The following is a 20,732-nucleotide window of genomic DNA, read 5'->3' as shown; positions in this document are numbered from 1 at the left end:
GCATGCATCGCCTGCTGGCAAGACAGATTCGCCAGGCGACCGACGAAGCCGGGCAGGTCGATCTGACCAGGCTCGGCGAGCTCGTCAGCGCGGCCTACGAGGAGAGCGATCGCGATCGCCGCCGCACCGACCGCGCGATCAAGCTGATGATCGAGGAACTCGAGCAGACGCACAAGCGCGCCGAGCAGGATCTGCTCCGGGCGCGCGAATTCCTCGACAGCATCATCGAGAACATTCCGATCGCGGTCTTCGCCAAGGACGCGAGGGACTCCCGCTATATCCTGCTCAACCGCGCCGGCGAAGAGTATTACGGCATGCCGCGCGAGGAGATGCTGGGCAAGACGCCGGAGCAGATCTTTTCGCGGGAGGTCGCCCGCGTCGTCAGCGAGCAGGACCGCCGCGTGGTCGACAGCGGCACCCCCATGGTGCTGGAGGGGCATTCGCTCGAGATCGGCGTCAAGGGCCACGACCGCCTGGTCAACTCGCGCAAGCTGCTGGTTCGCGACGGCAGCGGCGCGCCGCAATATCTCGTCGGCGTCATCGAGGATGTCACCGAGCGGATCACCAACGAGGCGCGGATCAGCCATCTGGCTCACCATGATGCATTGACCGACCTGCCGAACCGCAGCGCCTTCAACGCGGCGCTGGACGAGCGGCTGGAGCGGGCGCAGGAGGGCTCGACCAGCTTTGCGGTGCTCAGCCTCGATCTCGATCGCTTCAAGGAGGTCAACGACGTCTTCGGCCATCCCGTCGGCGACATGCTGATGCGGGCCGCAGCGGAGCGCATTGCTGCCGAAGCCGACGACGCCTTCGTCGCCCGCATCGGCGGCGACGAGTTCATGATCCTGATGCCCGAGGACGCCAGGCGCGAGGACGTGCTCACGCTCGCCGAGCGCCTGGTCGAAGTGATCGGCAAGGAGCTCGAGATCGACGACTATCTCTCCCAGGTGGGCGTCAGCGTCGGTATCGCCGTCTATCCCGACGACGGGGTGGATGCTGCGACGCTGCTCGCCAATGCGGATTCCGCGCTGTATCGCGCCAAGCGCGAGGGCAGGGGCAGGGTCTGCTTCTTCGAGTCCAAGATGGACCAGGAGCTGCGCGACCGCAGGCTGTTGCAGCACGATCTGCGGCAGGCGCTGGAGCAGAACCAGCTCCTGGTCTATTTCCAGCCGCAGGCGCGGATGGACGGCGAAGTGATCGGCTTCGAGGCGCTGTTGCGCTGGAACCATCCGACGCGGGGCTTCGTGCCGCCGGACCAGTTCATTCCGCTCGCCGAGGAGACCGGGCTGATCATCGAGATCGGCGAATGGGTGCTGCGCGAAGCCTGTCGCGAGGCGGCGTCCTGGCCGCGGCCGTTGCAGGTCGCGGTCAATCTGTCGCCGGTGCAGTTCCAGGCCGGCGATCTCGAACGCGCGATCCACCAGATCCTGCTGGAGACGGGCCTTTCGCCGACACGGCTCGAGGTGGAGATCACCGAGGGCGTGCTGATCGGCGATTTCACCCGGGCGCTGACTCTGCTGCGGCGGCTGAAGGCGCTGGGCATCCGCATCGCGATGGACGATTTCGGCACCGGCTACTCCTCGCTGTCCTATCTGCAGTCGTTTCCGTTCGACAAGATCAAGATCGACCGCAGCTTCATCTCCAATCTGGAGGCGAAGCCGCAATCGGCCGAGATCGTTCGTGCGGTGCTGAGTCTCGCCCACGCGCTGAATATCCCTGTCGTCGCCGAAGGGGTGGAGACGGAGGCGCAGCGTGCCTTCCTGGCGCACGAGGCTTGCGAGGAGATGCAGGGCTATCTCGTCGGCCGGCCCGAGCTGATTGAACGCTATCTCGATCTGGTCGGCGTGGCCGTGGAACGCCGGCTCTACGCTTAGCGCCTTCCGGGGCTGGAGTTCCACGCAGCCATCTGGAACTAAATTGCCTGTCGACGTTTCCCCAGAATTAACCGATGCTGGCCGCGTGGCGCCCGCAGCAAATGTTTTGCACAACCGCCATCGGCCTGACGCAAAATCAAGGCATTAAGCCTGTGCACGCGAGGGAGGGTCTCATGGAGAACGTACGTCGCTACCGGGCGCTGGCGTCCCTCTGTCGCCAGCAGGCGGCCTACAGGCCGCTTCAGAACTGGGAACTCCTCGGCCAGGCCGAACATTTCGAACATCTCGCCGAGGTCGCGCTGAAGGCGCATTTCGACGCTTGCAATGCGCAACGTAGCGATGATGCGATCGCCCCCGCGGCATGGGAGGCGCCCGTCGCGGCGTGAGAGCGCCGGGCCGTCTTCGCTAATGCGACATCAGCGTCGGCACTGTCATCGCCTCCAGCATGGCGCGGGTCACGCCGCCGAGGAAGCGCTCCTGCCAGCGCGCATGACCGTAACCGCCCATCACCAGCAGATCGAGGCCTTCGTCGGCTGCCAGCGACAGGATGGTCGGCTGAATCTCGGAGCGCGCCGCTGACAGGCCGACCCTGCGCGGCGTGAGCCCGCGCCGGCCGAGATGCCTCGCCAGCTGGCTTGCCGACACCTCGCCCGGGACCGCGTCGGCCTCGTTGATCGTGATGATCACGATCTCTTCGGCCCGTGCCAGGAATGGCGCTGCGTCGCGCACCGCGCGCGCGGCGAGGCGGCTGCCGTCCCAGCAAAGACCGATCCGCCGCGCCTTGAACGGGCCGCGGAAGGTATAGGGCAGGAACAGCACCGGGCCGCCGGCCTGGAACAGGATCTCGCCGGGCACGTCGTTGTCGAACGAGCCTTGCGCCGGGTCAGGCTGGAGCACGATGCTGAGGTCGTGCAGCCGCGCGATCTCGCCGAGCGCGCCGGCTGCATCCGCGGGAATCGCACCGAGCGGATGGCAGGCGTAGGAAATGCCGGCGTGCGCGGCTTCGCTCTTGAACACTTCGAGTGCGGCCTCGGCCCGCTCCACGGCGCGCTCGCGCTCCAGCTCGAACACGGCCGCCACGGCGGCGCCACCGTCCAGGACGTAGGCCGCGCTGCTTGCGACATAGCCGGCCGCGACCGCATCGAGGTGGGCGTTGAGGTGCTTCGCAAGCGAGATAGCGCCGTCGATCACGGGGCGCATCGGCCGCTCGGTCGGGATGTGGACGAGAATGTCTTTGTACATGGTGCTACCTCCGATCGATATCGTTCGGTGGCCGCAGTTTTTCATCGCCCGAACGCACCGCGTTGAGCTGCATCAAATCTGCATTGGCGATTTTCGCCGGCGGCCGCCGGCCGCGGGACTTTGCCAAGATTTAATCGTGTGGACGGGACGCCGTAAGGTGCGAACGCCCATGTTGGATGCAAGGCGACACCTGACCCAACATGGACATTTCGACATGAACGATCGCGTCAATTCCGACACCACCACGTCCCGGAAAATCCTGAGGCCGCGCCGGCTTGCGCTGCTCGGCACCGTGGCCGCGCTTGGCGTGGCCGTGCTTGCCGCGTCCCCCGGCTATTCGCCCTTCGGCATGACCTCCCTGGTCACGCCCGCGCATGCTGCGGAAACCGCCGCCTCGACGCCGCCGGGCTTTGGCGACCTCGTCGCCAAGGTCAAGCCCGCCGTCATCTCGGTGCGGGTCAAGATCGACCGGGACAACGACAAGAGCGCGATGCTGCAGCAGAACCGGATGGATTCGGACGAGGATTCTTCGCCGCTCGACCAGTTCTCGCGCGAATTCGGCTTCCGCTTCCCGGAGGGCAGGAACGGTGGCATGAACGGCATGCCGCGCCAGCGTCACCAGGTGATCACGGGCGAAGGCTCCGGCTTCTTCATCTCGCCTGACGGTTATGCCGTGACCAACAACCACGTCGTCGATCACGCCGAGTCCGTGCAGGTCACCATGGACGACGGCACGACCTACACCGCCAAGGTGGTCGGCACCGATCCGAAGACCGATCTCGCGCTGATCAAGGTGGACGGCAAGAAGGACTTCCCCTTCGTCAAGTTCGCCGAGCAGAAGCCGCGCATCGGCGACTGGGTGGTCGCGGTCGGCAATCCCTTCGGCCTCGGCGGCACCGTGACGGCCGGCATCGTCTCGGCCAGCGGCCGTGACATCGGCAACGGGCCCTATGACGACTTCATCCAGATCGACGCCCCCATCAACAAGGGCAATTCCGGCGGTCCGGCCTTCGACATGAACGGCAACGTGATCGGCGTGAACACCGCGATCTTCTCGCCGTCGGGCGGTTCGGTCGGCATCGGCTTCGACATCCCGGCGACGACCGCCAAGCTCGTCGTCGCGCAGTTGAAGGACAAGGGTGCGGTGATCCGCGGCTGGCTCGGCGTGCAGGTGCAGCCGGTGACCGCCGAGATCGCCGACAGCCTCGGCCTGAAGGAAGCGCGCGGCGCGATCGTCGACAATCCGCAGGACGGCAGCCCGGCGGCGAAGGCCGGCATTGCGGCGGGCGACGTCATCACCGCCGTCAACGGCACCGCGATCAAGGACTCCCGCGATCTCGCCCGCACCATTGCGACGCTGGCGCCGGGCACGTCCGTGAAGCTCGACGTCTACCGCAACGGCACCAGCAAGACGATGACGCTGGCGCTCGGCGAGTTGCCGAACGAGAAGCAGGCCCAGGGCGGTAAAGCCGACGAGGGCAAGGCGCAGCCGGGCACCCCGCGTCTCGGACTGAGCCTCGCGCCCGCCGCCGAGGTGCAGGGCGCCGGCCAGAAGGGCGTCGTCGTCACCGAGGTCGACCCGCAAGGACCGGCCGCGCAGCGCGGCATCCAGACCGGCGACGTCATTCTCAACGTCGGCGGCAAGGCCGTCGCCAATGTCGGTGAGGTCCGCGCTGAATTGGCGCAGGCCAAATCGTCCGGCAAAAACAGCGTGCTGCTCCAGGTCAAGAACGCCGATGCGACCCGGTTCGTCGCCGTGCCGCTCGCGTAAGTCTCTCGTCTTCAACAGCAATTCAAAAGGCGGCCTGCGGGCCGCCTTTTTCGTGCGCGTCTGGAAGATAGCCGAAGGCCGCCGATAACATTCTCGTCAACGGCAGCATTGGTGACGGGTTCGTCCGAAAAAGCCGCGTTCGCTCGTCAGACTTTGGACTCATATATGACCTGCAGGGGGTGGAGTTCCGAACGTCCGGCCGCTTCGTGGAACCGGCCGGTGTTCGCATTTGATCGGTGCCGACATGGATCGATTGAAGCTTTCGCTGAGACGCGCGCTGCTCGTGGCGCCCCTGGTGCTGTCGGCTGGAAGCGCCCTGGGGCGCGATGACGGCCGTTACGCCGATTCGCCGCTCAAGCCGTGGTTCGACAGTCTGCGCAGCCATCTCGGCCCGTGCTGCTCGGACGCCGACGGCTTTGCGGTCTCCGACCCCGATTGGGAGTCGCACGACGGACATTATCGCGTGCGTCTCGACGGTCAGTGGGTGGATGTGCCGGATGAAGCCGTCATCACCGAACCCAACCGGGCCGGGCGTACGATGGTCTGGCCGGTGAAGACGGCGTTCGGGATTTCGATCCGCTGCTTCATGCCGGGCAGCATGATCTGACGCCGGTCGGCGTCACCGCTTGCTGGATTTGCGCTTCGACGATTTCCTTGTCGTCTTCTTCTTCTTGGATGCCTTCTTCGCCGTCTTCCGCTTGGAGGCCTTCTTCGGGACCTTCTTGCCCTTCTTGCGGGCCTTGGACAGTCCGATGGCGATTGCCTGCTTGCGGCTCTTCACGCGTCCGCCGCGACCACCGCGGCCGCTCTTCGCGGTCCCCTTCTTGTAGCGGCGCATTTCGCTTTCGACATCGCTGCCGGCGCTGCGCGAGTAGCGGCGCTTCTTTGCCTTGCGTGCCATGCATGTTCTCCCTTCGTCGGAAGAAACCGCCCGACAAAGGCATCGTTCCGAAATTGCGTCAGCAAAGCTGCGGAAGTGCGCGCGGCCTAGAAGGAGTTCGCAAGCTCGATCTCCGCCTCCAGCACCTTGATACGCCGCGCGGCTTCGGCAAAGGACAGATCCCGCGCATATTGCGCGGGCTGATACGTCTCTTCGCTCAGCCGCTTCAGCTTCAACCCTTGCGCCCGGGTCATCTGCTCCATCAGAAAAGCCTTGGCGTCGTATTTACCCTGAACCTGCATGTCCGCTCTCCGTTCTGAAATCGTGACTTGACTATATGTTCTTATTTTGTTCTAACAAGACATGGACAACAGAATTAATCAAATCCGACGTAAAATCAGTGCCTTGCGGCTGGAGATGGCCGGCGTCGAGGCGACTGTGCGCGACCTCGTCAACCGCGATCGCGACTGCACGGAAAAGGCCCTGGCGCAGATGGAGCTGCGCCAGAAGATCAATCTGCTGATCGGCGAGTGGAAGGCGGCCGGCGGTAGCGATGTGCTGCCGGATGTCCGCGATCGTGTCCGGCTTCGTCCCCTCAAGAAAGTAGATCCGGCGCACGTGATCGCGCGCCGCTGAGAGCCTTGGGAGCGCGCCATGGAGGAAGACCCGGACACGTACCGGATCCTGAAGCTGCGCGCCGAGATTCTCGAACTGGGCTCCGCGATCCGCCAATTGCAGCGAGAGGGGCTCGACGATGCTGCGGCCCAGCTGCTGATCACGCGCAAGCGGGCGCAGCTCGATCACCTCGTGAAGATGAATTCCGCGAACGGCGGGCTGAACATCACCGCTACGCAACGCGGCTAGCGCGTGCGTGGACGACGTGACGTCAGACGCATTGTGTCGGACACCAAAGCGCGAAGGCCCCGCAGATACGGGGCCTTCGACAATTGTGGCGCCTCACTTCGCGGTGCCCGTGCCCTTGGTCATGGTGCCGCCCTGATCGGAGCCGGGGCCGGAGCCGCCCTGACCGGAAGCATCGGGGCTCTTGGTTTTCGTGTTGGCGCCCGTGGTCTGCGATGATGACATCGAGGATCCGTGTTTCGCCTTGTGCGACTTGGCCTGCGCGGCAAACGGAGCGGCGGCAAGGCCGGTTGCCAACATCACGGCGAGAGCGAGCTTGGTCGTCTTCATGCGCGGGAACTCCCTGGTTAAATTGACGCAGGCAGCCAACTGCCGTTTGTCACGGGAGTTCCCGACAAAGTCGCCCGCACGATTCACGCGCGCTTCAAGATTCCTTGTCCTCGTCGATGATGAACACGAGGCCCGTGAGCGTCGCACCGATCGCGAACGTGGTCACCAATGTGAGAGCGAAGACCAGCATCGCCTGGCTTCCGCCGTGATTGAGCAAATTGGCGACCGCCGGATTGGACAAGGTGAGCGCGAGACCGAATGCGAGCCCGAGAGCTGCGCCCATCATCGCATGCGTGACGAGTTTGATGACGCCAGTGGCAGAGATCAGGCTCGTCGGCTTCTTGGGTGTCTTGTTCGCACGCATGGAACCAACCCTCGATTGCACATGCAACGCGCATGGTGGCCGCGGGTTCCATTCGCATGAAGGAATTGTCATCGACGGCTTCATCCGACGTTCATGCCGGGCTTGCGAGGATGAAGGCCATCAACACGGGAACATTCGCTATGGGTAAGGTCGTCTATCTTTACCGTTCGCTGGCGTACCGGAATGCGGCCGCAGACATGTTGCGCAAGGCGCGCAAGCTGCCCCGCGGAGCCGAGCGCAGCGCCGCGCGCCGTTATGCGAAGGCACTACGTGATCTCGCGCGAACGGAAGCCTGGCTCGAAGGGCGGGTCGCTTGCGAGCCGCGATCGCTGCAGCAGATGACGACGGCCGCGTCCGGCTAACCGGATGCGCGCTGCAACTCGTCGGAGCCGGCGGCCTCGAATTTGTCCGACGTGCTCGTCGCCGCGCTCTTTCGGATCAAGGGCACCTCAAGGCGGCACAACAGGCCCTCGGCGCGCCAATCGAACTGCGCCTGGCCTCCGAGCTGGGACTCCACGCTCGCAAGCAGGCTCCGCGTGCCGAAGCCGCGGGACTTCGGTGTCCTCACCAGCGGACCTCCGGACTCTTCCCATGTCAGCGTGAGGTGGTCGTCCTCGACCTGCCAGCCGATCAGGAGCCGGCCTGACCGCGTCGAGAGCGCGCCATACTTGGCCGAGTTGGTGAAGAGCTCATGCAGCGCGAGCGCCAGCGTCTGCGCCGTCGCCGGCACCAGCTGAACCTCGGGACCTGCCAATCTGATCTGGCCGCCGAGCGAATAGGGCGCGAGTTCCTCGTCGATCAGCTTGGAGAGCTCGGCGCCCTGCCAGCTCGACAGCGACAGGATCGTGTGCACGCGCGCCAGCGCATTGATGCGCCCTTCGACGGCGTTGACATAGGCCTTGACCTCGTCGGCGCGGGTGAGGCGCACGATCGATTGCGCCAGCGCCAGCGCGTTCTTGGCGCGATGATCGACTTCCCGCGCCAGCAGGTTCTGCCGCTCCTCGGCGCGCTTCCGTTCGGTGATGTCCACGGTGACGCCGCTGACGCGCACCACGCGGCCGCTATTGTCGACCGTGGCGGCGGCCGTGCCGACACACCAGCGCACATCGCCGTCGGGCCTGATGATGCGGAACTCCGCCTCATAGGCGCGCGTGCCCTTGTTGAACTCGGCGACGGCCTTGCGCAGCTGATCGACGTCGTCGGGATGCAGCAGGGCCTGGACGTTGGCGGGGTTGACCTCGAAATTCTCCGGGCCGACGCCGAAGATGCGATACTGGCCCTCGTCCCACATCCAGTCGCCGGTGATCCAGTCCCAGTCCCAGGAACCCATCTTGCCGGCGGCGATCGCCATGCTGCGCCGCTCTTCGCTCTCGCGCAGCTTTGCCGTGGAGTTCTCCAGTTCCGCCGTGCGTGCGCGGACGCGATCCTCCAGATCCTGGTTCAACCGCTCGAGCTCGCGGGTCTTGCGGTAGAGCTCGGCAAACACCTTGACCTTGGCGCGCAACACCTCGGGAACGACGGGCACCGGCACGTAGTCGACCGCGCCCATCTCGTAGCCGCGCAAGCGGTCGATGTCGCTGACCTGGATGGCCGAGATGAAGATCATCGCGGTCTTCTGGAAGCGCGGATGCTCGCGGATCATGGCAGCGAGCTCGAAACCGTCGAGTTCGGGCATGCAGACGTCGACCAGGATGACGGCAATCTCGGTCTTGAGCAGCACCTCGAGCGCCTCGCGCCCCGACGAGGCGATCACGAGGTTCTCGCCGAGATCTTTCAAGATCACCTCATAGGCGAGCAGCTTGGCCGGCTGGTCGTCGACGAGGAGGATGTTGACCTTTTCGTGGTCCATTCGCGGATCCAAACTCAGCGATGCAGCCACATGCGGATCGCAAGCAGCAATTGATCGGTGTTGACGGGTTTGGCGAGGTAGTCGGACGCGCCGGCCTCCAGGCATTTCTCACGGTCGCCCTTCATCGCCTTGGCGGTCAGCGCGATGATCGGAAGCCGGGCGAAGGCCGGGTTCTCGCGAATGACGCCGATGGTCTGATAACCGTCCATCTGCGGCATCATGATGTCCATCAGCACGATGGCGATTTCCGGATTGGACTCGACCAGCGTCACCGCCTCGCTGCCGGTGGTCGCCGTCAGCACCTTCATGCCGCGCCGTTCCAGCACGCTCGACAGTGCGAAGATGTTCCGGGCATCGTCGTCGACCAGCAGGGCGGTCTTGCCGATCAGGTCCTCGTCGGAACTGTTCAGCTTCTCCAGCATGCGCTGCTTCTCGACCGGGAGTTCCGTGATCACGCGGTGCAGGAACAGCGCGGTCTCGTCGAGCAGGCGTTCCGGCGATTCCACGCCCTTGACCACGATGCTGCGCGCCATGGTGTGCAGCTCCGCGTCCTCCTCCGCCGAGAGCTCGCGGCCGGTGAAGACCACGACGGGAACGTTCGACAGGGCCTCGTCATTGCGGATCTGATCCAGCACTTCGAAGCCGCTCATGTCGGGCAGGCGGAGGTCGAGCACCACGCAGTCGCAAGGCGCCTCGCGCAGCATCGTGAGTGCGCCGGCTCCGGTGTCGGTCGCCACGATCTCGATGTCGTCGTGATGTAATAGCTCCCGGATCGACATCTGCTCGGCTTCGTTGTCCTCGACGATCAAGAGCCGCTTCCGCCGCGGCCGTGCATATTCCTTGATCTGCGTCAGCGCCGCGGCGACGCCTTCGGTCGTGGTCGGCTTGTTGACGAAGGAGAAGGCACCGCGCGCCAGCGCATGCTGGCGGTCCTCGTCGAGCGTGATGATCTGCACGGGGATGTGGCGGGTCAGCGGATTGTGCTTGAGCTGGCTCAGCACCGTCCAGCCGAGCATGTCGGGCAGGAACACGTCGAGCGAGACGGCGCGGGGCTGGTATTGCTTGGCGAGCTCCAGCGCTTCGGCGCCGCGCGCCGCGACCAGCACCTTGAAGCCCTTGTCGCGTGCGAGATCGACCAGGACGCGCGCGTAATGCGGGTCGTCCTCGACGATCAGCAGGATGGTATCGCCGGGTTCGAGGTTGAGCCGGTCGTCGGGCAGTTGCTCGATGACGCGCTGCTGCTCCGGTGCGGACGGCTGCAGCGCCGGCGGCTGGCTGTATTGTTGCGGCGAGGGCGCGCGCGGCGTCAGCGTCGGGCCGGAATATTTCAGCGGCAGATAGAGCGTGAAGGACGAGCCCTTGCCCGGCGAGCTGCGCAGATGGATCTCGCCGCCGAGCAGGCTGGCGAGCTCGCGGCTGATGGCAAGGCCAAGGCCGGTGCCGCCATATTTGCGGCTGGTGCCGGCGTCGGCCTGCTGGAACGCCTCGAAGATCAGCTTCTGCTTCTCCAGGGGAATGCCGATGCCGGTGTCGGACACCTCGAACGCGATCACGGCGGGTGCGGAGTTCAGCACCGGGTGGTCCGTTCCCCAGCCGCCGACAGCGCCGGCGACCTTCAGGCGCACCTCGCCTTCGGCGGTGAACTTGAAGGCGTTGGAGAGCAGGTTCTTGAGAACCTGCTGCAGGCGCTTGGAGTCGGTGACGATGCTGCGCGCGAGGTTCGGATCGACGTCGATCTTGAACGAGAGGCCGCGGTTCTCCGCCTCGTGGCGGAACGGCCGGCCGACGGTCTCGAGCAGGTTGGCGGTCAGGATCTCCTCGGCATCGACCGTCACCGTGCCGGACTCGATCTTGGAGAGGTCGAGGATGTCGCTGATGAGGTTGAGCAGGTCTGTGCCGGCGCCGTGGATGGTGCGGGCGAACTCGACCTGCTTGCCCGTGAGGTTGCCGTCCGGATTGTCGGTGAGCTGCTGGCCCAGGATCAGAATCGAGTTCAGCGGCGTGCGCAGCTCGTGGCTCATATTGGCGAGGAACTCGGACTTGTACTTCGAGGTCAGTGCCAGCTCGGTCGCCTTTTCCTCGAGCGCGCGGCGGGCCTGCTCGATTTCCTGGTTCTTGCGCTCGACTTCCACGTTGCGCTCGGCGAGCTGCTGCGCCTTCTGTTCGAGCTGGTCGTTGGTCTGCTGCAATTCGCGCTGCTGGGTCTGCAGCTCGCCGGCGAGCTGTTGCGACTGCTTGAGCAGGCCCTCGGTCTGCATCGTTGCTTCGATCGAGTTGAGCACGATGCCGATGGAGTCGGTGAGCTGCTCCAGGAAGGTCATCTGCGAGGTCGTAAAGGAGGTGAGCGAGGCAAGCTCGATCACGGCCTTGACCTGGCCTTCGAACAGCACCGGCAGCACCACGAGGTTCTTAGGGGCGACGCGGAACAGCGCGGAATTGATCGGTACCACGTCCGTCGGAATGTCCGCGACCACGCGCGGCCGCCGGTCGAGCGCGCACTGGCCGATCAGGCCTTCGCCGAATTGCAGCACGCGCTGGTAGGGGTAGATGCCATCGCCGGCGTAGGAGGCGAGCAGCAGGAGCTGCGGATTGTCCTCGTTCTCGATCTGGTAGATCACGCCGGTATGGGCGTTCACCAGCGGCGACAGTTCGGTGAGCAGCAGCCGGCCCACCGTGGCGAGGTCGCGCTGGCCCTGCAGCATGTTGGTGAATTTGGCGAGGTTGGTCTTCAGCCAGTCCTGCTCGGTGTTCACGTCCGTCGTGAGACGGAGATTCGTGATCATCGTGTTGATGTTGTCTTTCAGCTCGGCGAGTTCGCCGCGGGCGTCGACCTGGATCGACGGCGTCAGATCGCCCTTGGTCACAGCGGTCGCCACTTCCGCGATCGCGCGCACCTGCGAGGTGAGGTTGGCCGCCAAGAGGTTGACGTTGCCGGTGAGGTCCTTCCAGGTGCCGGCCGCGCCGGGCACGTCGGCCTGACCGCCAAGCCGTCCCTCGACGCCGACTTCGCGCGCCACCGACGAGACCTGATCGGCGAAGGTCGCGAGTGTCTCGGTCATGTTGTTGATGGTGTCGGCGAGCGCCGCGACTTCGCCCTTCGATTTCACGGTCAGGTTTTGCTTGAGGTCGCCGTTGGCGACCGCGGTCACCACCTTGACGATACCGCGGACCTGTTCGGTCAGGTTGGCCGCCATGAAGTTGACGGTGTCGGTGAGGTCCTTCCAGGTGCCGGCCACACCGGGCACCTGGGCCTGGCCGCCGAGCTCGCCTTCGGTGCCGACCTCGCGTGCGACGCGCGTGACTTCGCCCGCGAAGGCGTTGAGCTGGTCCACCATGGTGTTGATGGTGTTCTTCAGCTCGAGGATTTCGCCCTTCACGTCCACGGTGATCTTGCGGGACAAGTCGCCGCGCGCGACGGCGGTGGTCACTTCGGCGATGTTGCGGACCTGCGTGGTGAGGTTGGCAGCCAGCAGGTTGACGTTGTCGGTGAGGTCCTTCCAGGTGCCGCCGACGCCGGGCACGACGGCCTGACCACCGAGGCGGCCTTCGGTGCCGACCTCGCGCGCCACGCGCGTCACTTCGGCGGCGAAGGAGCGAAGCTGCTCGACCATGGTGTTCAGGGTGTCCTTGAGCAGCAGGATCTCGCCGCGCACGTCCACCGTGATCTTCTTCGACAGGTCGCCGCCGGCAATCGCGGTCGCGACCTCGGCGATGTTGCGGACCTGGGCCGTGAGGTTCGAGGCCATGAAGTTGACGTTGTCGGTGAGGTCCTTCCAGGTGCCGGCGACGCCGGGCACCTCGGCCTGGCCGCCGAGCTTGCCTTCGGTGCCGACCTCGCGGGCGACGCGCGTCACTTCGCCGGCGAAGCCGTTGAGCTGGTCCACCATGGTGTTGATGGTGTTCTTCAGCTCGAGGATTTCGCCCTTCACGTCCACGGTGATCTTGCGCGAGAGGTCGCCGCGCGCCACGGCCGTGGTCACTTCGGCGATGTTGCGGACCTGCGCGGTGAGGTTGCCCGCCATCGAGTTGACGCTGTCGGTGAGGTCCTTCCAGGTGCCGGCGACGCCGGGCACGTTGGCCTGGCCGCCGAGGCGGCCTTCGGTGCCGACCTCGCGCGCCACGCGCGTCACCTCGCCCGCGAAGCGGTTGAGCTGGTCGACCATCGTGTTCAGCGTGTCCTTGAGCTGAAGGATCTCGCCGCGGACGTCCACCGTGATCTTGCGCGACAGGTCGCCGCCGGCGATCGCGGTCGCGACCTCGGCGATGTTGCGGACCTGGGCGGTGAGGTTGCCCGCCATCGAGTTGACGTTGTCGGTGAGGTCCTTCCAGGTGCCGGCGACGCCCGTCACCTGGGCCTGGCCGCCGAGCTTGCCTTCGGTGCCGACCTCGCGCGCGACGCGCGTGACTTCGCCGGCGAAGGCGTTGAGCTGGTCGACCATGGTGTTGAGCGTTTCCTTCAGCTGAAGGATTTCGCCCGACACGTTCACCGTGATCTTCTTCGACAGGTCGCCCTTGGCGACCGCGGTCGCGACTTCGGCGATGTTGCGGACCTGGCCGGTGAGGTTCGAGGCCATCGAGTTGACCGAGTCCGTCAGATCCTTCCAGGTGCCGGCGACGCCGCGCACCTGGGCCTGGCCGCCGAGCTTGCCTTCGGTGCCGACCTCGCGCGCGACGCGCGTGACTTCGCCGGCGAAGGCGTTGAGCTGGTCCACCATGGTGTTGATGGTGTCCTTCAGCTCGAGAATTTCGCCGCGCACGTCCACGGTGATCTTCTTGGACAAGTCGCCGCCGGCGACCGCGGTCGTCACCTCGGCGATGTTGCGAACCTGCGCCGTCAGGTTCGACGCCATCGAGTTGACGCTTTCGGTCAGGTCCTTCCAGGTACCGGCGACGCCGAGCACGTTGGCCTGGCCGCCGAGCCGGCCCTCGGTGCCGACCTCGCGCGCGACGCGCGTGACTTCGCCGGCGAAGGCGTTGAGCTGGTCCACCATGGTGTTGAGCGTTTCCTTCAGCTGAAGGATCTCGCCCGAGACGTTCACCGTGATCTTCTTGGACAAGTCGCCGCCCGCGATGGCGGTCGCGACGTCGGCGATGTTGCGGACCTGAGCGGTGAGGTTCGAGGCCATGAAGTTGACGTTGTCGGTCAGATCCTTCCAGGTGCCGGCGACGCCGGGCACCTGGGCCTGGCCGCCGAGCTTGCCTTCGGTGCCGACCTCGCGCGCGACGCGCGTCACTTCCGAGGCGAAGGAGTTGAGCTGGTCCACCATGGTGTTGATGGTGTCCTTCAGCTCCAGGATCTCGCCGCGCACGTCCACCGTGATCTTGCGCGAGAGGTCGCCGCGCGCCACGGCGGTGGTGACGTTGGCGATGTTGCGGACCTGTGCGGTGAGGTTGCCGCACATCGCGTTGACGGAGTCGGTGAGGTCCTTCCAGGTGCCGGCGACGCCGGGGACGATGGCCTGGCCGCCGAGCTTGCCGTCGGTGCCGACCTCGCGCGCCACGCGCGTCACTTCCGAGGCGAAGGAGCGGAGCTGGTCCACCATCGTGTTGATGGCTTCCTTGAGCTGAAGGATCTCGCCGCGGACGTCGACGGTGATCTTCTTCGACAAGTCGCCGTTCGCCACCGCGATCGTCACCTCGGCGATGTTGCGAACCTGGTTGGTCAGGTTGTTCGCCATCGAGTTGACGCTCTCGGTGAGGTCCTTCCAGACGCCGGTCACCTCGTGCACCTGGGCCTGGCCGCCGAGCTTGCCCTCGGTGCCGACCTCGCGCGCGACGCGCGTCACCTCGGAGGTGAACACGCCGAGCTGCTTGATCATGGTGTTGACGATGTTCGCCGACTGCAGGAACTCGCCGCGGAGCGGGCGGCCGTCGACGTCGAGCTTGACGGTCTGGAGCAGGTCGCCTTGCGCCACCGCCGCGACCGCCCGCGTTACCTCGCGCGTCGGCCAGAGCAGATCGTCGATCAGCGTGTTGACCGAGCCTTCCATGTCGGCCCAGGAGCCGGAGGCGAGGCCGAACTTGACGCGCTGCCGGGTCTTGCCTTCGCGGCCCACGACCTGGCCGACCAGCTCGAGCTGCTGCGCCATGCGCTGGTTGGCGGCGATGATCTCGTTAAAGGTGTCGGCGATCTTGCCGTCGATGCCGAGATAGTCGCCGCTCATCCGCACCGAGAAATCGCCGCTGCGCATCGCCTGGAGCGCGAGAAGCAATTCCGGCCGGGAGTCCGGCTCCGACATTCCGTTGGTTTTAGGCTTTGGGACGCGACGACCGGACCGTGATGCAGTTCCGGGATCGAGGTCGCTCATACTGATTCCCCCGCAAGCGTCGGCCGAATCCGCCGCACGACGCAATTGATCAAACTAGAGCGTCAGCCAAATTCGAAATCAAGCGCCAACGTCGCGGCGCTTCGAAATGGAACCTGCTCTGCTCAGCCCGGCCAAATTAACTGCGCTCATTCGGGTTGGTTCCAATCGGTTCCCAAAAAGTTTCGGCCTTGGCTAAGGGTTCGTTGCCGCCGATCTCGACTCCTGGGGGACTGGGACTTGGGGACGGAACGGAGCAACAGGCCCCCGGTTAGCAGGGACAGGGAGAGCGCCATGCATATGAAAGCAGCATTTATAGCGATCGCGACCATCGCCTTGCTCGCCGGTCCGGCCTTCGCACAGGGTGGCGAGCCCAGCGGCCGCGGCGCGGTGACCGGCGATCCCGCCGCAAGCTCCGCCACCCCGCGGGCGGATACGCCGACCACGGGGGCAGCGACCCGGTCGAACCCCAGCGGCAGCGGCACGTCGACCTCGGGAGGCAAGGACGACAATGGGGATGCGGGCCGGGACAAGATGCCGGAGAGCAATCGCACGGTGCGGCCCGAGAGCCAGCAGCATCATCCCAACGACAAGTGAGGGCGGCTACTTGTCCGCCATGGTGCGCTCGGCGTCCTTGACCTGCGCGCGCAGCACCGGAAGCTGCTCGCGAGCAAAGGCTGCGAGCGTCGCATTGTCGGGCCCCTTCAGGTAGCGTTCGAGCAGGGTGATGGCGGTCTCGTATTCGGGGATCTGCGCGGCATAGAAGGTGCGTATGTAGGCGGGGCCCTCGGAGGAGTCGGGCTCGGCGAGGCTTGCGCCCGCGGCCGTCTTGCCGACGTGCGGCTCGGCGCCGATCGCCGCCTGGATCTCCTTCAGCGTCTTGTCGCGTTTTGCCGCCTCCTCGGCGCGCAAGGCGGCGAGGTTCTTCACCTCCGCATTGCCCTTCAGGTCGGTGCTCTCCAGAAGGCCCTGCTGAAAGCGGCTGAAAGCATAGAGGCCGCTGATGACATCGGTGGCCGTCGGCGCACGGCCGTCCGGCCGCTGCTCGCCGGTGTTGTCGGCAAGCGCGGCGGTGCTGATGAACATCAGGACGATCGCGACAAGAACTCGCATCCCTGACAATGACCGATGCCGTGCGAAGTTCCCCGGACGTTACGATGCGGTAAGGGCGGTTGCGATGCAGGAGTTCCGACCCCACGTCTTGTCGATGAAACAGTCTGACATTTTCAGGGATAACGCCGACAACTGCCTGCAGCTTGCCGAACGTGCGGAAGGGCAGCCCGCCTACAAGCGCTACTCGCGCATGGCGGACGCCTGGACGGCGCTCGCGGAGGAGCAGGACTGGCTCGACGGTGAAGTCCCGCCCGTGAAGGTCCGTATCCCTCGGACGCAGGAGGCATAGGCGACCCCGCCGCCGTGAATCCGCGTGTGAGGCCGCGCACGGACTAGAAGTGACCGATCCAGGATCATCCGGGAACAAGTCAATCGTGCCGATTTGCGATTCCAGAAGGAGATTTTGCAATGGCTCCGCGTCTCGCTCTTCTTTCGCTCATTCTCGCCTTTGGCGTCTCGGTCGCGTTCGCGACGGTGACGACGGTGCGGCAGGTGCATCTCGAGAACGCATCTGCCGCGGTCCATGCGGCGCATAGCTAGCGCCCGACCTCGCGCGCGCCGGAACGTTCGACGGTCCTGCGCGTAAACGCCTCGAGAGATTCACAGAGGCGAGAGGACAGCATGGCGAATTCTCATCATGGCATCGTCAGGGACGAACGCGGCGAGGAGCAGCCGCGCGACAAGCAGCGTGCCCAGGCCGTGCACAAGGCAGGTTCGAAGGGCTCGCCGTCGCGCGAAGCAACGCGCGATCCCGAGTTAACCGACAAGAGCAAGACGCCGGGCTCCGGCGTGATGCCGGACGATTCCGGCGACGCTCCGACGAGCTAGGTCGCAAAGGAACGAATCCGCGCGCGACGAGTCGACGGATTGCTTCCGGTTGTCATACCCCCGGTGAGCCGGAAGCAATCTCCAACGACGGCCCTGGCACTCAATCAAAGTGCCGGGGTCGTTTTTGTCTTGCCGGATGTGGGGATTGGGGATCAGCCTTCTTTGCCGTCTTCAGGCTCGCCTTGAGTATGGCCTTCGGGTCCGCGGCCGAAGACGCCGAAGCTGCTCGACTTCACGCCGGCGCCCGCATCGACGCCAACTGCCGCCAGCCCGAACTTCAGCAGTTCGCGGACCGCCGCAGCGCGGGTCGGCATACGGTGCTTGAACCGGAAATCGTCGACTGCGGCCAGCTCTTCGGGGGAGAGCATGACCTGGAGGCGCTCGGCGCGAAGGTCATTCATGGTCGTCACACACAATGAGTAAGATGAGTAGTTTGCTCAACGAACTCATTGGGCGAGAGTTCCGCAAGAGTCGGCAAAATGCCCAAATGAGTAAAAAACTACAGTAAAATCAATAAGTTATATTGAAACGAGTCTCGCGCTGGTGCATTCTCCTTCAAAGGGAGATTGGCCATGACGGAAGAAGTCAGGTTGCCCCGCAAGCTTTCTGACGAGCCTGAAGCGCCGAAACCGGTGCGGCCGAGCCACCAGAAGGTGATCGATCAGGTCGAGCGCTGGGCCAACAGCCCGGGCCTGCAACCGCCGAGGACAGATGATGCGAAGACGCTCTGAACCCCACACTTTCGAACAACGGCTCGACGCGCAGAGGCTGCGGCTCGAGCACGAGCTTGCAAATCTGCCGGTCGGCGTTCAGCGCGACTCCGTGGCCGCGCGCATCGAGCAGCTTCAGACCGCCGCCGAGATGTTCGAGTTCCTGAAGCTACGGGACGCTCCGGCGGTGCGCTGATCGCGACGAGGCTGCGGGCGAGGGGTGACGAGAGACGGTGCGCAATTTCCGCCTCAACCACCACGCCGAGACTGACGCCACAACCCAGGCAAAGATAGCAGCGGCAAAGCCGCTGCACTGCTCACGGAAACCGTGACGTAGAAGGCGGCGGCGGAGGCGACAAGGCCGGCGACATCCCTGAACATCGAGACGGGTTCGTGTTCCTGCCGATAGCTCTCGCCGCGCGCGAAGTGCGCCGGAACGTTCGCTTGCCTGTCCGGTTGGTCCACACAATGGCTGGAGTGGAGAATTGACATGCTCAATCAAGGCGAGCTGGACCGCAGCGAGATGGGCCGTTTGATCGGCAGCGACAAGGTCGAGGGAACGTCGGTTTACGGGGCCGACCGCAATCGCATCGGTTCGATCGAACGCGTGATGATCGACAAGGTCAGCGGCAAGGTGTCCTACGCCGTGCTCGGTTTCGGCGGATTTCTGGGCCTCGGCAACGACCACTATCCCTTGCCCTGGCAGTCGCTGAAATACGACAGGGAGCTCGGTGGCTACGTCACCGGCATCACGGCCAAGGAGCTGGAAGGCGCACCGAAATACGGTGAGAGGAGCGATTGGAACTGGGGCGACGACGCCGCCGTTCGCGGCATCAACTCGTACTACGGTGTCCCGTTCGCGTAAGGCGCTTCACGCAAGGAGATGCCAAGGAGATTCCATGAGCAAGGAACGGCCCAACGACGATCCCCGGCAGCAGAGTGACTGGGGATCTCATGCTCAGACGGACAAGCCCTGGAAGGGTAATCCGGAGAAGGAGCAGGGATCGGGCAAGGTAAAACCCGATCTCGAGAAATGGCACGAGACAAAGACGCACTGAGCGAAGCGCGTCGGGAATGACAACCGAAGCAAGCGCGGCACGATAAGTGCCGCGCTTGTTTTTTGAGCGGTGCAATCACGAATGGCGGTGGATAGATCACGCGGTATGGGTCCCGGCCTTCGCCGGGACGACACCGGAGGTGTGGCATCGCCCTCAGGTCCAATGACCGAGCGAGCGCCAACACCGCTCACCCCACCGCTTCCTTCCGTCCCGGGCCGGAATGTACATGCACCTGCTTCGCATGCAGCACCTCGCCGCATTCCGAGCACACCATCACGGGGTCGAACAGCTTGCCGCAAGTCTTGTGCTCGTGCAGCAGCGGGCGGCCGCGCTCGTCGCCCATGTGGGTGTCGCCCCAATGCACCATCGCCATGATGATCGGGTAGAGGTCGAGACCCTTCTGCGTCAGGATGTATTCGTAGCGCTTGGGCGCCTCGGAATAGGGGACGCGGCGCAGGATGCCGAAGCGGACCAGCTTCTTCAGCCGCTCCGAGAGCAGATGCCGCGTGATCTGGAGCGAGGACTGGAACGCCTCGAACCGGCGCACGCGCAGGAAGCACTCGCGCAGGATCAGCAGCGTCCAGCGATCGCCGACCACCGCGACGGTGCGGGAGAGCGAGCATTGCTCCTCGTCCAGCGTGTCCCACTTCATCATCCGGTCTCCGGCCAGCGTCAGTCAGAAAAAGGAACTGACTTGAACAATCAGTGCAATTCGGAGCCAAACCTAGCATTTAGCCCAAAAGTTTGACAGTTCTATTTTAGAACTATAGCCTTCCGCCCAATCACACGCTCACCGGAGGAGGCGACATGCCCAAGCGAAACGCGACAGCCGCCGTGATCGGGGCCGGCGATTTCATCGGCTCCGAGATCGCCAAGAAATTCGCCGCCGAAGGCTTCACCGTGTTTGCCGGCCGCCGCAATGGCGACAAGCTGGCGCCGCTGGTGAAGGACATCGAGGCAGCCGGCGGCGAGATCCATGCGCGTTCGCTGGACGCGCGGAAGGAAGAGGAAGTCATCTCCTTCCTTGGCGATGCCGACAAGCACGCGCCGCTCGAGGTCTGCATCTTCAACGTCGGCGCCAACGTCAACTTTCCGATCCTCGACACCACCGAACGCGTGTTCCGGAAAGTCTGGGAGATGGCCTGCTATTCCGGCTTCCTCGCAGGCCGCGAGGCGGCGCGGCTGATGCTGCCGCGCGGCGGCGGCAACATCTTCTTCACCGGTGCGACGGCGTCCTTGCGCGGCGGCAGCGGTTTTGCCGCCTTCGCCAGCGCCAAGTTCGGCCTGCGCGCGGTGGCGCAGGCGATGGCCCGCGAGCTCGGGCCGAAGAACATCCACGTTGCCCATCTCATCATCGATTCCGGCGTCGACACCGAATGGGTGCGGCAGCGCCGGCTCGAGGCGCTCGGGCCGAACGCGCTCGACAATCCCGACCTGCTGATGCCGCCGTCGGCCGTCGCCGATTCCTATTGGCAGCTCTACCAGCAGCCGAAGAGTGCCTGGACCTTCGAGATGGAGATCAGGCCGTTCGGAGAGAAATGGTGACC

General features: G+C 64.9%; 26 protein-coding genes. 16 read left to right on the top strand and 10 right to left on the bottom strand.

The genetic code is table 11. The features are described from left to right. The first annotated feature begins 2 nt into the window (after window positions 1–2). Both A7X65_RS29250 and A7X65_RS29245 read left to right on the top strand, forming a co-directional pair. Complete coding sequence (locus tag A7X65_RS29250) at window positions 3–1,874, top strand: putative bifunctional diguanylate cyclase/phosphodiesterase (RefSeq protein WP_245323970.1); 1,872 nt, start codon at window positions 3–5, stop codon at window positions 1,872–1,874. A 173-nt stretch (window positions 1,875–2,047) separates the two neighbouring features. Continuing rightward, window positions 2,048–2,260 (top strand): hypothetical protein, encoded by a 213-nt coding sequence (locus tag A7X65_RS29245; RefSeq protein WP_063692594.1) that lies wholly within the window; start codon window positions 2,048–2,050, stop codon window positions 2,258–2,260. A 19-nt stretch (window positions 2,261–2,279) separates the two neighbouring features. Here the strand turns inward: A7X65_RS29245 and A7X65_RS29240 are convergent, their stop codons facing one another. Beyond that, on the bottom strand, window positions 2,280–3,116 hold the full coding sequence (locus A7X65_RS29240) for a universal stress protein (protein ID WP_063691784.1): 837 nt from the start codon (window positions 3,114–3,116) through the stop codon (window positions 2,280–2,282). 214 nt (window positions 3,117–3,330) lie between these two features. Between A7X65_RS29240 and A7X65_RS29235 the strand changes: the two genes are divergently transcribed. Next, window positions 3,331–4,887, top strand: a complete 1,557-nt coding sequence (locus A7X65_RS29235) for a Do family serine endopeptidase (protein WP_063691780.1) — start codon at window positions 3,331–3,333, stop codon at window positions 4,885–4,887. Window positions 4,888–5,131: 244 nt separating this feature from the next. Next, complete coding sequence (locus A7X65_RS29230; protein WP_026312964.1) at window positions 5,132–5,494, top strand: hypothetical protein; 363 nt, start codon at window positions 5,132–5,134, stop codon at window positions 5,492–5,494. A 12-nt stretch (window positions 5,495–5,506) separates the two neighbouring features. On the opposite strand, the gene A7X65_RS29225 is transcribed toward A7X65_RS29230, so the two are convergent. Beyond that, window positions 5,507–5,788, bottom strand: coding sequence for a DUF6496 domain-containing protein (locus A7X65_RS29225; protein ID WP_063691777.1), 282 nt, complete (start codon window positions 5,786–5,788; stop codon window positions 5,507–5,509). Between the two features lie 86 nt (window positions 5,789–5,874). After that, entirely contained in the window at window positions 5,875–6,069 is a 195-nt protein-coding gene (locus A7X65_RS29220; protein ID WP_063691774.1) for a DUF3072 domain-containing protein, read from the bottom strand. A 115-nt stretch (window positions 6,070–6,184) separates the two neighbouring features. On the opposite strand from A7X65_RS29220, the gene A7X65_RS29215 reads away from it, so the two are divergent. Further along, window positions 6,185–6,403 (top strand): hypothetical protein, encoded by a 219-nt coding sequence (locus A7X65_RS29215; RefSeq protein ID WP_063691772.1) that lies wholly within the window; start codon window positions 6,185–6,187, stop codon window positions 6,401–6,403. Between the two features lie 18 nt (window positions 6,404–6,421). Beyond that, window positions 6,422–6,631 carry a hypothetical protein gene (locus tag A7X65_RS29210; RefSeq protein ID WP_063691769.1) on the top strand — a complete coding sequence of 70 codons (210 nt, stop codon included), beginning with the start codon at window positions 6,422–6,424 and terminating at the stop codon, window positions 6,629–6,631. A gap of 93 nt (window positions 6,632–6,724) precedes the next feature. Here A7X65_RS29210 and A7X65_RS29205 read toward each other — a convergent pair whose 3' ends face one another. Together A7X65_RS29205 and A7X65_RS29200 are read right to left on the bottom strand one after the other, a co-directional pair. Then, window positions 6,725–6,958 (bottom strand): hypothetical protein, encoded by a 234-nt coding sequence (locus tag A7X65_RS29205; RefSeq protein WP_063691767.1) that lies wholly within the window; start codon window positions 6,956–6,958, stop codon window positions 6,725–6,727. 94 nt (window positions 6,959–7,052) lie between these two features. Continuing rightward, complete coding sequence (locus A7X65_RS29200) at window positions 7,053–7,322, bottom strand: hypothetical protein (RefSeq protein WP_063691764.1); 270 nt, start codon at window positions 7,320–7,322, stop codon at window positions 7,053–7,055. A gap of 56 nt (window positions 7,323–7,378) precedes the next feature. Between A7X65_RS29200 and A7X65_RS29195 the strand changes: the two genes are divergently transcribed. Further along, complete coding sequence (locus A7X65_RS29195) at window positions 7,379–7,684, top strand: hypothetical protein (RefSeq protein ID WP_245323928.1); 306 nt, start codon at window positions 7,379–7,381, stop codon at window positions 7,682–7,684. Here the strand turns inward: A7X65_RS29195 and A7X65_RS29190 are convergent. Further along, window positions 7,681–9,171, bottom strand: a complete 1,491-nt coding sequence (locus A7X65_RS29190) for an HWE histidine kinase domain-containing protein (RefSeq protein ID WP_063691759.1) — start codon at window positions 9,169–9,171, stop codon at window positions 7,681–7,683. The two genes, A7X65_RS29195 and A7X65_RS29190, sit on opposite strands and share 4 nt — an antisense overlap. Before the next feature lie 14 nt (window positions 9,172–9,185). Then, window positions 9,186–15,479, bottom strand: coding sequence for a HAMP domain-containing protein (locus A7X65_RS29185; RefSeq protein ID WP_063691757.1), 6,294 nt, complete (start codon window positions 15,477–15,479; stop codon window positions 9,186–9,188). A gap of 297 nt (window positions 15,480–15,776) precedes the next feature. Here A7X65_RS29185 and A7X65_RS29180 point away from each other — a divergent pair, with 297 nt between their 5' ends. Then, the gene (locus tag A7X65_RS29180) at window positions 15,777–16,073 is read left to right on the top strand and encodes a hypothetical protein (protein WP_063691755.1); all 297 of its coding nucleotides are present in this window, start codon (window positions 15,777–15,779) and stop codon (window positions 16,071–16,073) included. Between the two features lie 6 nt (window positions 16,074–16,079). Here A7X65_RS29180 and A7X65_RS29175 read toward each other — a convergent pair whose 3' ends face one another. Then, window positions 16,080–16,589: a DUF4142 domain-containing protein gene (locus A7X65_RS29175; protein WP_063691753.1), complete on the bottom strand. Its 510-nt coding sequence runs from the start codon at window positions 16,587–16,589 to the stop codon at window positions 16,080–16,082. A gap of 94 nt (window positions 16,590–16,683) precedes the next feature. Here A7X65_RS29175 and A7X65_RS29170 point away from each other — a divergent pair, with 94 nt between their 5' ends. The 3 genes from A7X65_RS29170 (at window position 16,684) to A7X65_RS29165 (ending at window position 17,417) form a co-directional block, all read left to right on the top strand. Further along, window positions 16,684–16,878, top strand: coding sequence for a hypothetical protein (locus tag A7X65_RS29170; protein ID WP_063692592.1), 195 nt, complete (start codon window positions 16,684–16,686; stop codon window positions 16,876–16,878). 119 nt (window positions 16,879–16,997) lie between these two features. Then, the gene (locus tag A7X65_RS43640; RefSeq protein ID WP_257787559.1) at window positions 16,998–17,129 is read left to right on the top strand and encodes a hypothetical protein; all 132 of its coding nucleotides are present in this window, start codon (window positions 16,998–17,000) and stop codon (window positions 17,127–17,129) included. A gap of 81 nt (window positions 17,130–17,210) precedes the next feature. Further along, window positions 17,211–17,417 carry a hypothetical protein gene (locus A7X65_RS29165; RefSeq protein ID WP_063691750.1) on the top strand — a complete coding sequence of 69 codons (207 nt, stop codon included), beginning with the start codon at window positions 17,211–17,213 and terminating at the stop codon, window positions 17,415–17,417. Between the two features lie 152 nt (window positions 17,418–17,569). On the opposite strand, the gene A7X65_RS29160 is transcribed toward A7X65_RS29165, so the two are convergent. Further along, window positions 17,570–17,818, bottom strand: a complete 249-nt coding sequence (locus tag A7X65_RS29160; RefSeq protein WP_063691747.1) for a hypothetical protein — start codon at window positions 17,816–17,818, stop codon at window positions 17,570–17,572. 171 nt (window positions 17,819–17,989) lie between these two features. Between A7X65_RS29160 and A7X65_RS42830 the strand changes: the two genes are divergently transcribed. From A7X65_RS42830 to A7X65_RS42825, 4 genes are all read left to right on the top strand, one after another. Then, window positions 17,990–18,148, top strand: coding sequence for a hypothetical protein (locus tag A7X65_RS42830; RefSeq protein WP_167358297.1), 159 nt, complete (start codon window positions 17,990–17,992; stop codon window positions 18,146–18,148). Beyond that, complete coding sequence (locus tag A7X65_RS29155; RefSeq protein WP_063692589.1) at window positions 18,132–18,323, top strand: hypothetical protein; 192 nt, start codon at window positions 18,132–18,134, stop codon at window positions 18,321–18,323. Before A7X65_RS42830 ends, A7X65_RS29155 begins: the two co-directional genes overlap by 17 nt. A gap of 294 nt (window positions 18,324–18,617) precedes the next feature. Beyond that, window positions 18,618–18,992, top strand: a complete 375-nt coding sequence (locus A7X65_RS29150; protein ID WP_063691744.1) for a PRC-barrel domain-containing protein — start codon at window positions 18,618–18,620, stop codon at window positions 18,990–18,992. 34 nt (window positions 18,993–19,026) lie between these two features. Further along, complete coding sequence (locus A7X65_RS42825) at window positions 19,027–19,185, top strand: hypothetical protein (RefSeq protein WP_167358296.1); 159 nt, start codon at window positions 19,027–19,029, stop codon at window positions 19,183–19,185. 187 nt (window positions 19,186–19,372) lie between these two features. Here the strand turns inward: A7X65_RS42825 and A7X65_RS29145 are convergent, their stop codons facing one another. Then, window positions 19,373–19,837 (bottom strand): winged helix-turn-helix transcriptional regulator, encoded by a 465-nt coding sequence (locus tag A7X65_RS29145; protein ID WP_063691740.1) that lies wholly within the window; start codon window positions 19,835–19,837, stop codon window positions 19,373–19,375. Between the two features lie 155 nt (window positions 19,838–19,992). On the opposite strand from A7X65_RS29145, the gene A7X65_RS29140 reads away from it, so the two are divergent. Next, entirely contained in the window at window positions 19,993–20,730 is a 738-nt protein-coding gene (locus A7X65_RS29140; RefSeq protein WP_063691737.1) for an SDR family oxidoreductase, read from the top strand. Window positions 20,731–20,732 lie beyond the last annotated feature (2 nt).

It is taken from the genome of Bradyrhizobium stylosanthis (assembly GCF_001641335.1).
Taxonomy (GTDB): Bacteria; Pseudomonadota; Alphaproteobacteria; order Rhizobiales; family Xanthobacteraceae; genus Bradyrhizobium; species Bradyrhizobium stylosanthis.
The sequence above is the reverse complement of the archived record's forward strand: the minus strand, read 5'-3'. Positions and strand labels throughout refer to the sequence as shown.

What these genes read in the sequence shown, in the direction of transcription:
- A7X65_RS29250 (WP_245323970.1), top strand. Translation starts at nt 3, where the DNA reads ATGCATCGCCTGCTGGCAAGACAGATTCGCCAGGCGACCGACGAAGCC.
- A7X65_RS29245 (WP_063692594.1), top strand. Translation starts at nt 2,048, where the DNA reads ATGGAGAACGTACGTCGCTACCGGGCGCTGGCGTCCCTCTGTCGCCAG.
- A7X65_RS29240 (WP_063691784.1), bottom strand. Translation starts at nt 3,116, where the DNA reads ATGTACAAAGACATTCTCGTCCACATCCCGACCGAGCGGCCGATGCGC.
- A7X65_RS29235 (WP_063691780.1), top strand. Translation starts at nt 3,331, where the DNA reads ATGAACGATCGCGTCAATTCCGACACCACCACGTCCCGGAAAATCCTG.
- A7X65_RS29230 (WP_026312964.1), top strand. Translation starts at nt 5,132, where the DNA reads ATGGATCGATTGAAGCTTTCGCTGAGACGCGCGCTGCTCGTGGCGCCC.
- A7X65_RS29225 (WP_063691777.1), bottom strand. Translation starts at nt 5,788, where the DNA reads ATGGCACGCAAGGCAAAGAAGCGCCGCTACTCGCGCAGCGCCGGCAGC.
- A7X65_RS29220 (WP_063691774.1), bottom strand. Translation starts at nt 6,069, where the DNA reads ATGCAGGTTCAGGGTAAATACGACGCCAAGGCTTTTCTGATGGAGCAG.
- A7X65_RS29215 (WP_063691772.1), top strand. Translation starts at nt 6,185, where the DNA reads ATGGCCGGCGTCGAGGCGACTGTGCGCGACCTCGTCAACCGCGATCGC.
- A7X65_RS29210 (WP_063691769.1), top strand. Translation starts at nt 6,422, where the DNA reads ATGGAGGAAGACCCGGACACGTACCGGATCCTGAAGCTGCGCGCCGAG.
- A7X65_RS29205 (WP_063691767.1), bottom strand. Translation starts at nt 6,958, where the DNA reads ATGAAGACGACCAAGCTCGCTCTCGCCGTGATGTTGGCAACCGGCCTT.
- A7X65_RS29200 (WP_063691764.1), bottom strand. Translation starts at nt 7,322, where the DNA reads ATGCGTGCGAACAAGACACCCAAGAAGCCGACGAGCCTGATCTCTGCC.
- A7X65_RS29195 (WP_245323928.1), top strand. Translation starts at nt 7,379, where the DNA reads ATGAAGGAATTGTCATCGACGGCTTCATCCGACGTTCATGCCGGGCTT.
- A7X65_RS29190 (WP_063691759.1), bottom strand. Translation starts at nt 9,171, where the DNA reads ATGGACCACGAAAAGGTCAACATCCTCCTCGTCGACGACCAGCCGGCC.
- A7X65_RS29185 (WP_063691757.1), bottom strand. Translation starts at nt 15,479, where the DNA reads ATGAGCGACCTCGATCCCGGAACTGCATCACGGTCCGGTCGTCGCGTC.
- A7X65_RS29180 (WP_063691755.1), top strand. Translation starts at nt 15,777, where the DNA reads ATGAAAGCAGCATTTATAGCGATCGCGACCATCGCCTTGCTCGCCGGT.
- A7X65_RS29175 (WP_063691753.1), bottom strand. Translation starts at nt 16,589, where the DNA reads ATGCGAGTTCTTGTCGCGATCGTCCTGATGTTCATCAGCACCGCCGCG.
- A7X65_RS29170 (WP_063692592.1), top strand. Translation starts at nt 16,684, where the DNA reads ATGAAACAGTCTGACATTTTCAGGGATAACGCCGACAACTGCCTGCAG.
- A7X65_RS43640 (WP_257787559.1), top strand. Translation starts at nt 16,998, where the DNA reads ATGGCTCCGCGTCTCGCTCTTCTTTCGCTCATTCTCGCCTTTGGCGTC.
- A7X65_RS29165 (WP_063691750.1), top strand. Translation starts at nt 17,211, where the DNA reads ATGGCGAATTCTCATCATGGCATCGTCAGGGACGAACGCGGCGAGGAG.
- A7X65_RS29160 (WP_063691747.1), bottom strand. Translation starts at nt 17,818, where the DNA reads ATGAATGACCTTCGCGCCGAGCGCCTCCAGGTCATGCTCTCCCCCGAA.
- A7X65_RS42830 (WP_167358297.1), top strand. Translation starts at nt 17,990, where the DNA reads ATGACGGAAGAAGTCAGGTTGCCCCGCAAGCTTTCTGACGAGCCTGAA.
- A7X65_RS29155 (WP_063692589.1), top strand. Translation starts at nt 18,132, where the DNA reads ATGCGAAGACGCTCTGAACCCCACACTTTCGAACAACGGCTCGACGCG.
- A7X65_RS29150 (WP_063691744.1), top strand. Translation starts at nt 18,618, where the DNA reads ATGCTCAATCAAGGCGAGCTGGACCGCAGCGAGATGGGCCGTTTGATC.
- A7X65_RS42825 (WP_167358296.1), top strand. Translation starts at nt 19,027, where the DNA reads ATGAGCAAGGAACGGCCCAACGACGATCCCCGGCAGCAGAGTGACTGG.
- A7X65_RS29145 (WP_063691740.1), bottom strand. Translation starts at nt 19,837, where the DNA reads ATGAAGTGGGACACGCTGGACGAGGAGCAATGCTCGCTCTCCCGCACC.
- A7X65_RS29140 (WP_063691737.1), top strand. Translation starts at nt 19,993, where the DNA reads ATGCCCAAGCGAAACGCGACAGCCGCCGTGATCGGGGCCGGCGATTTC.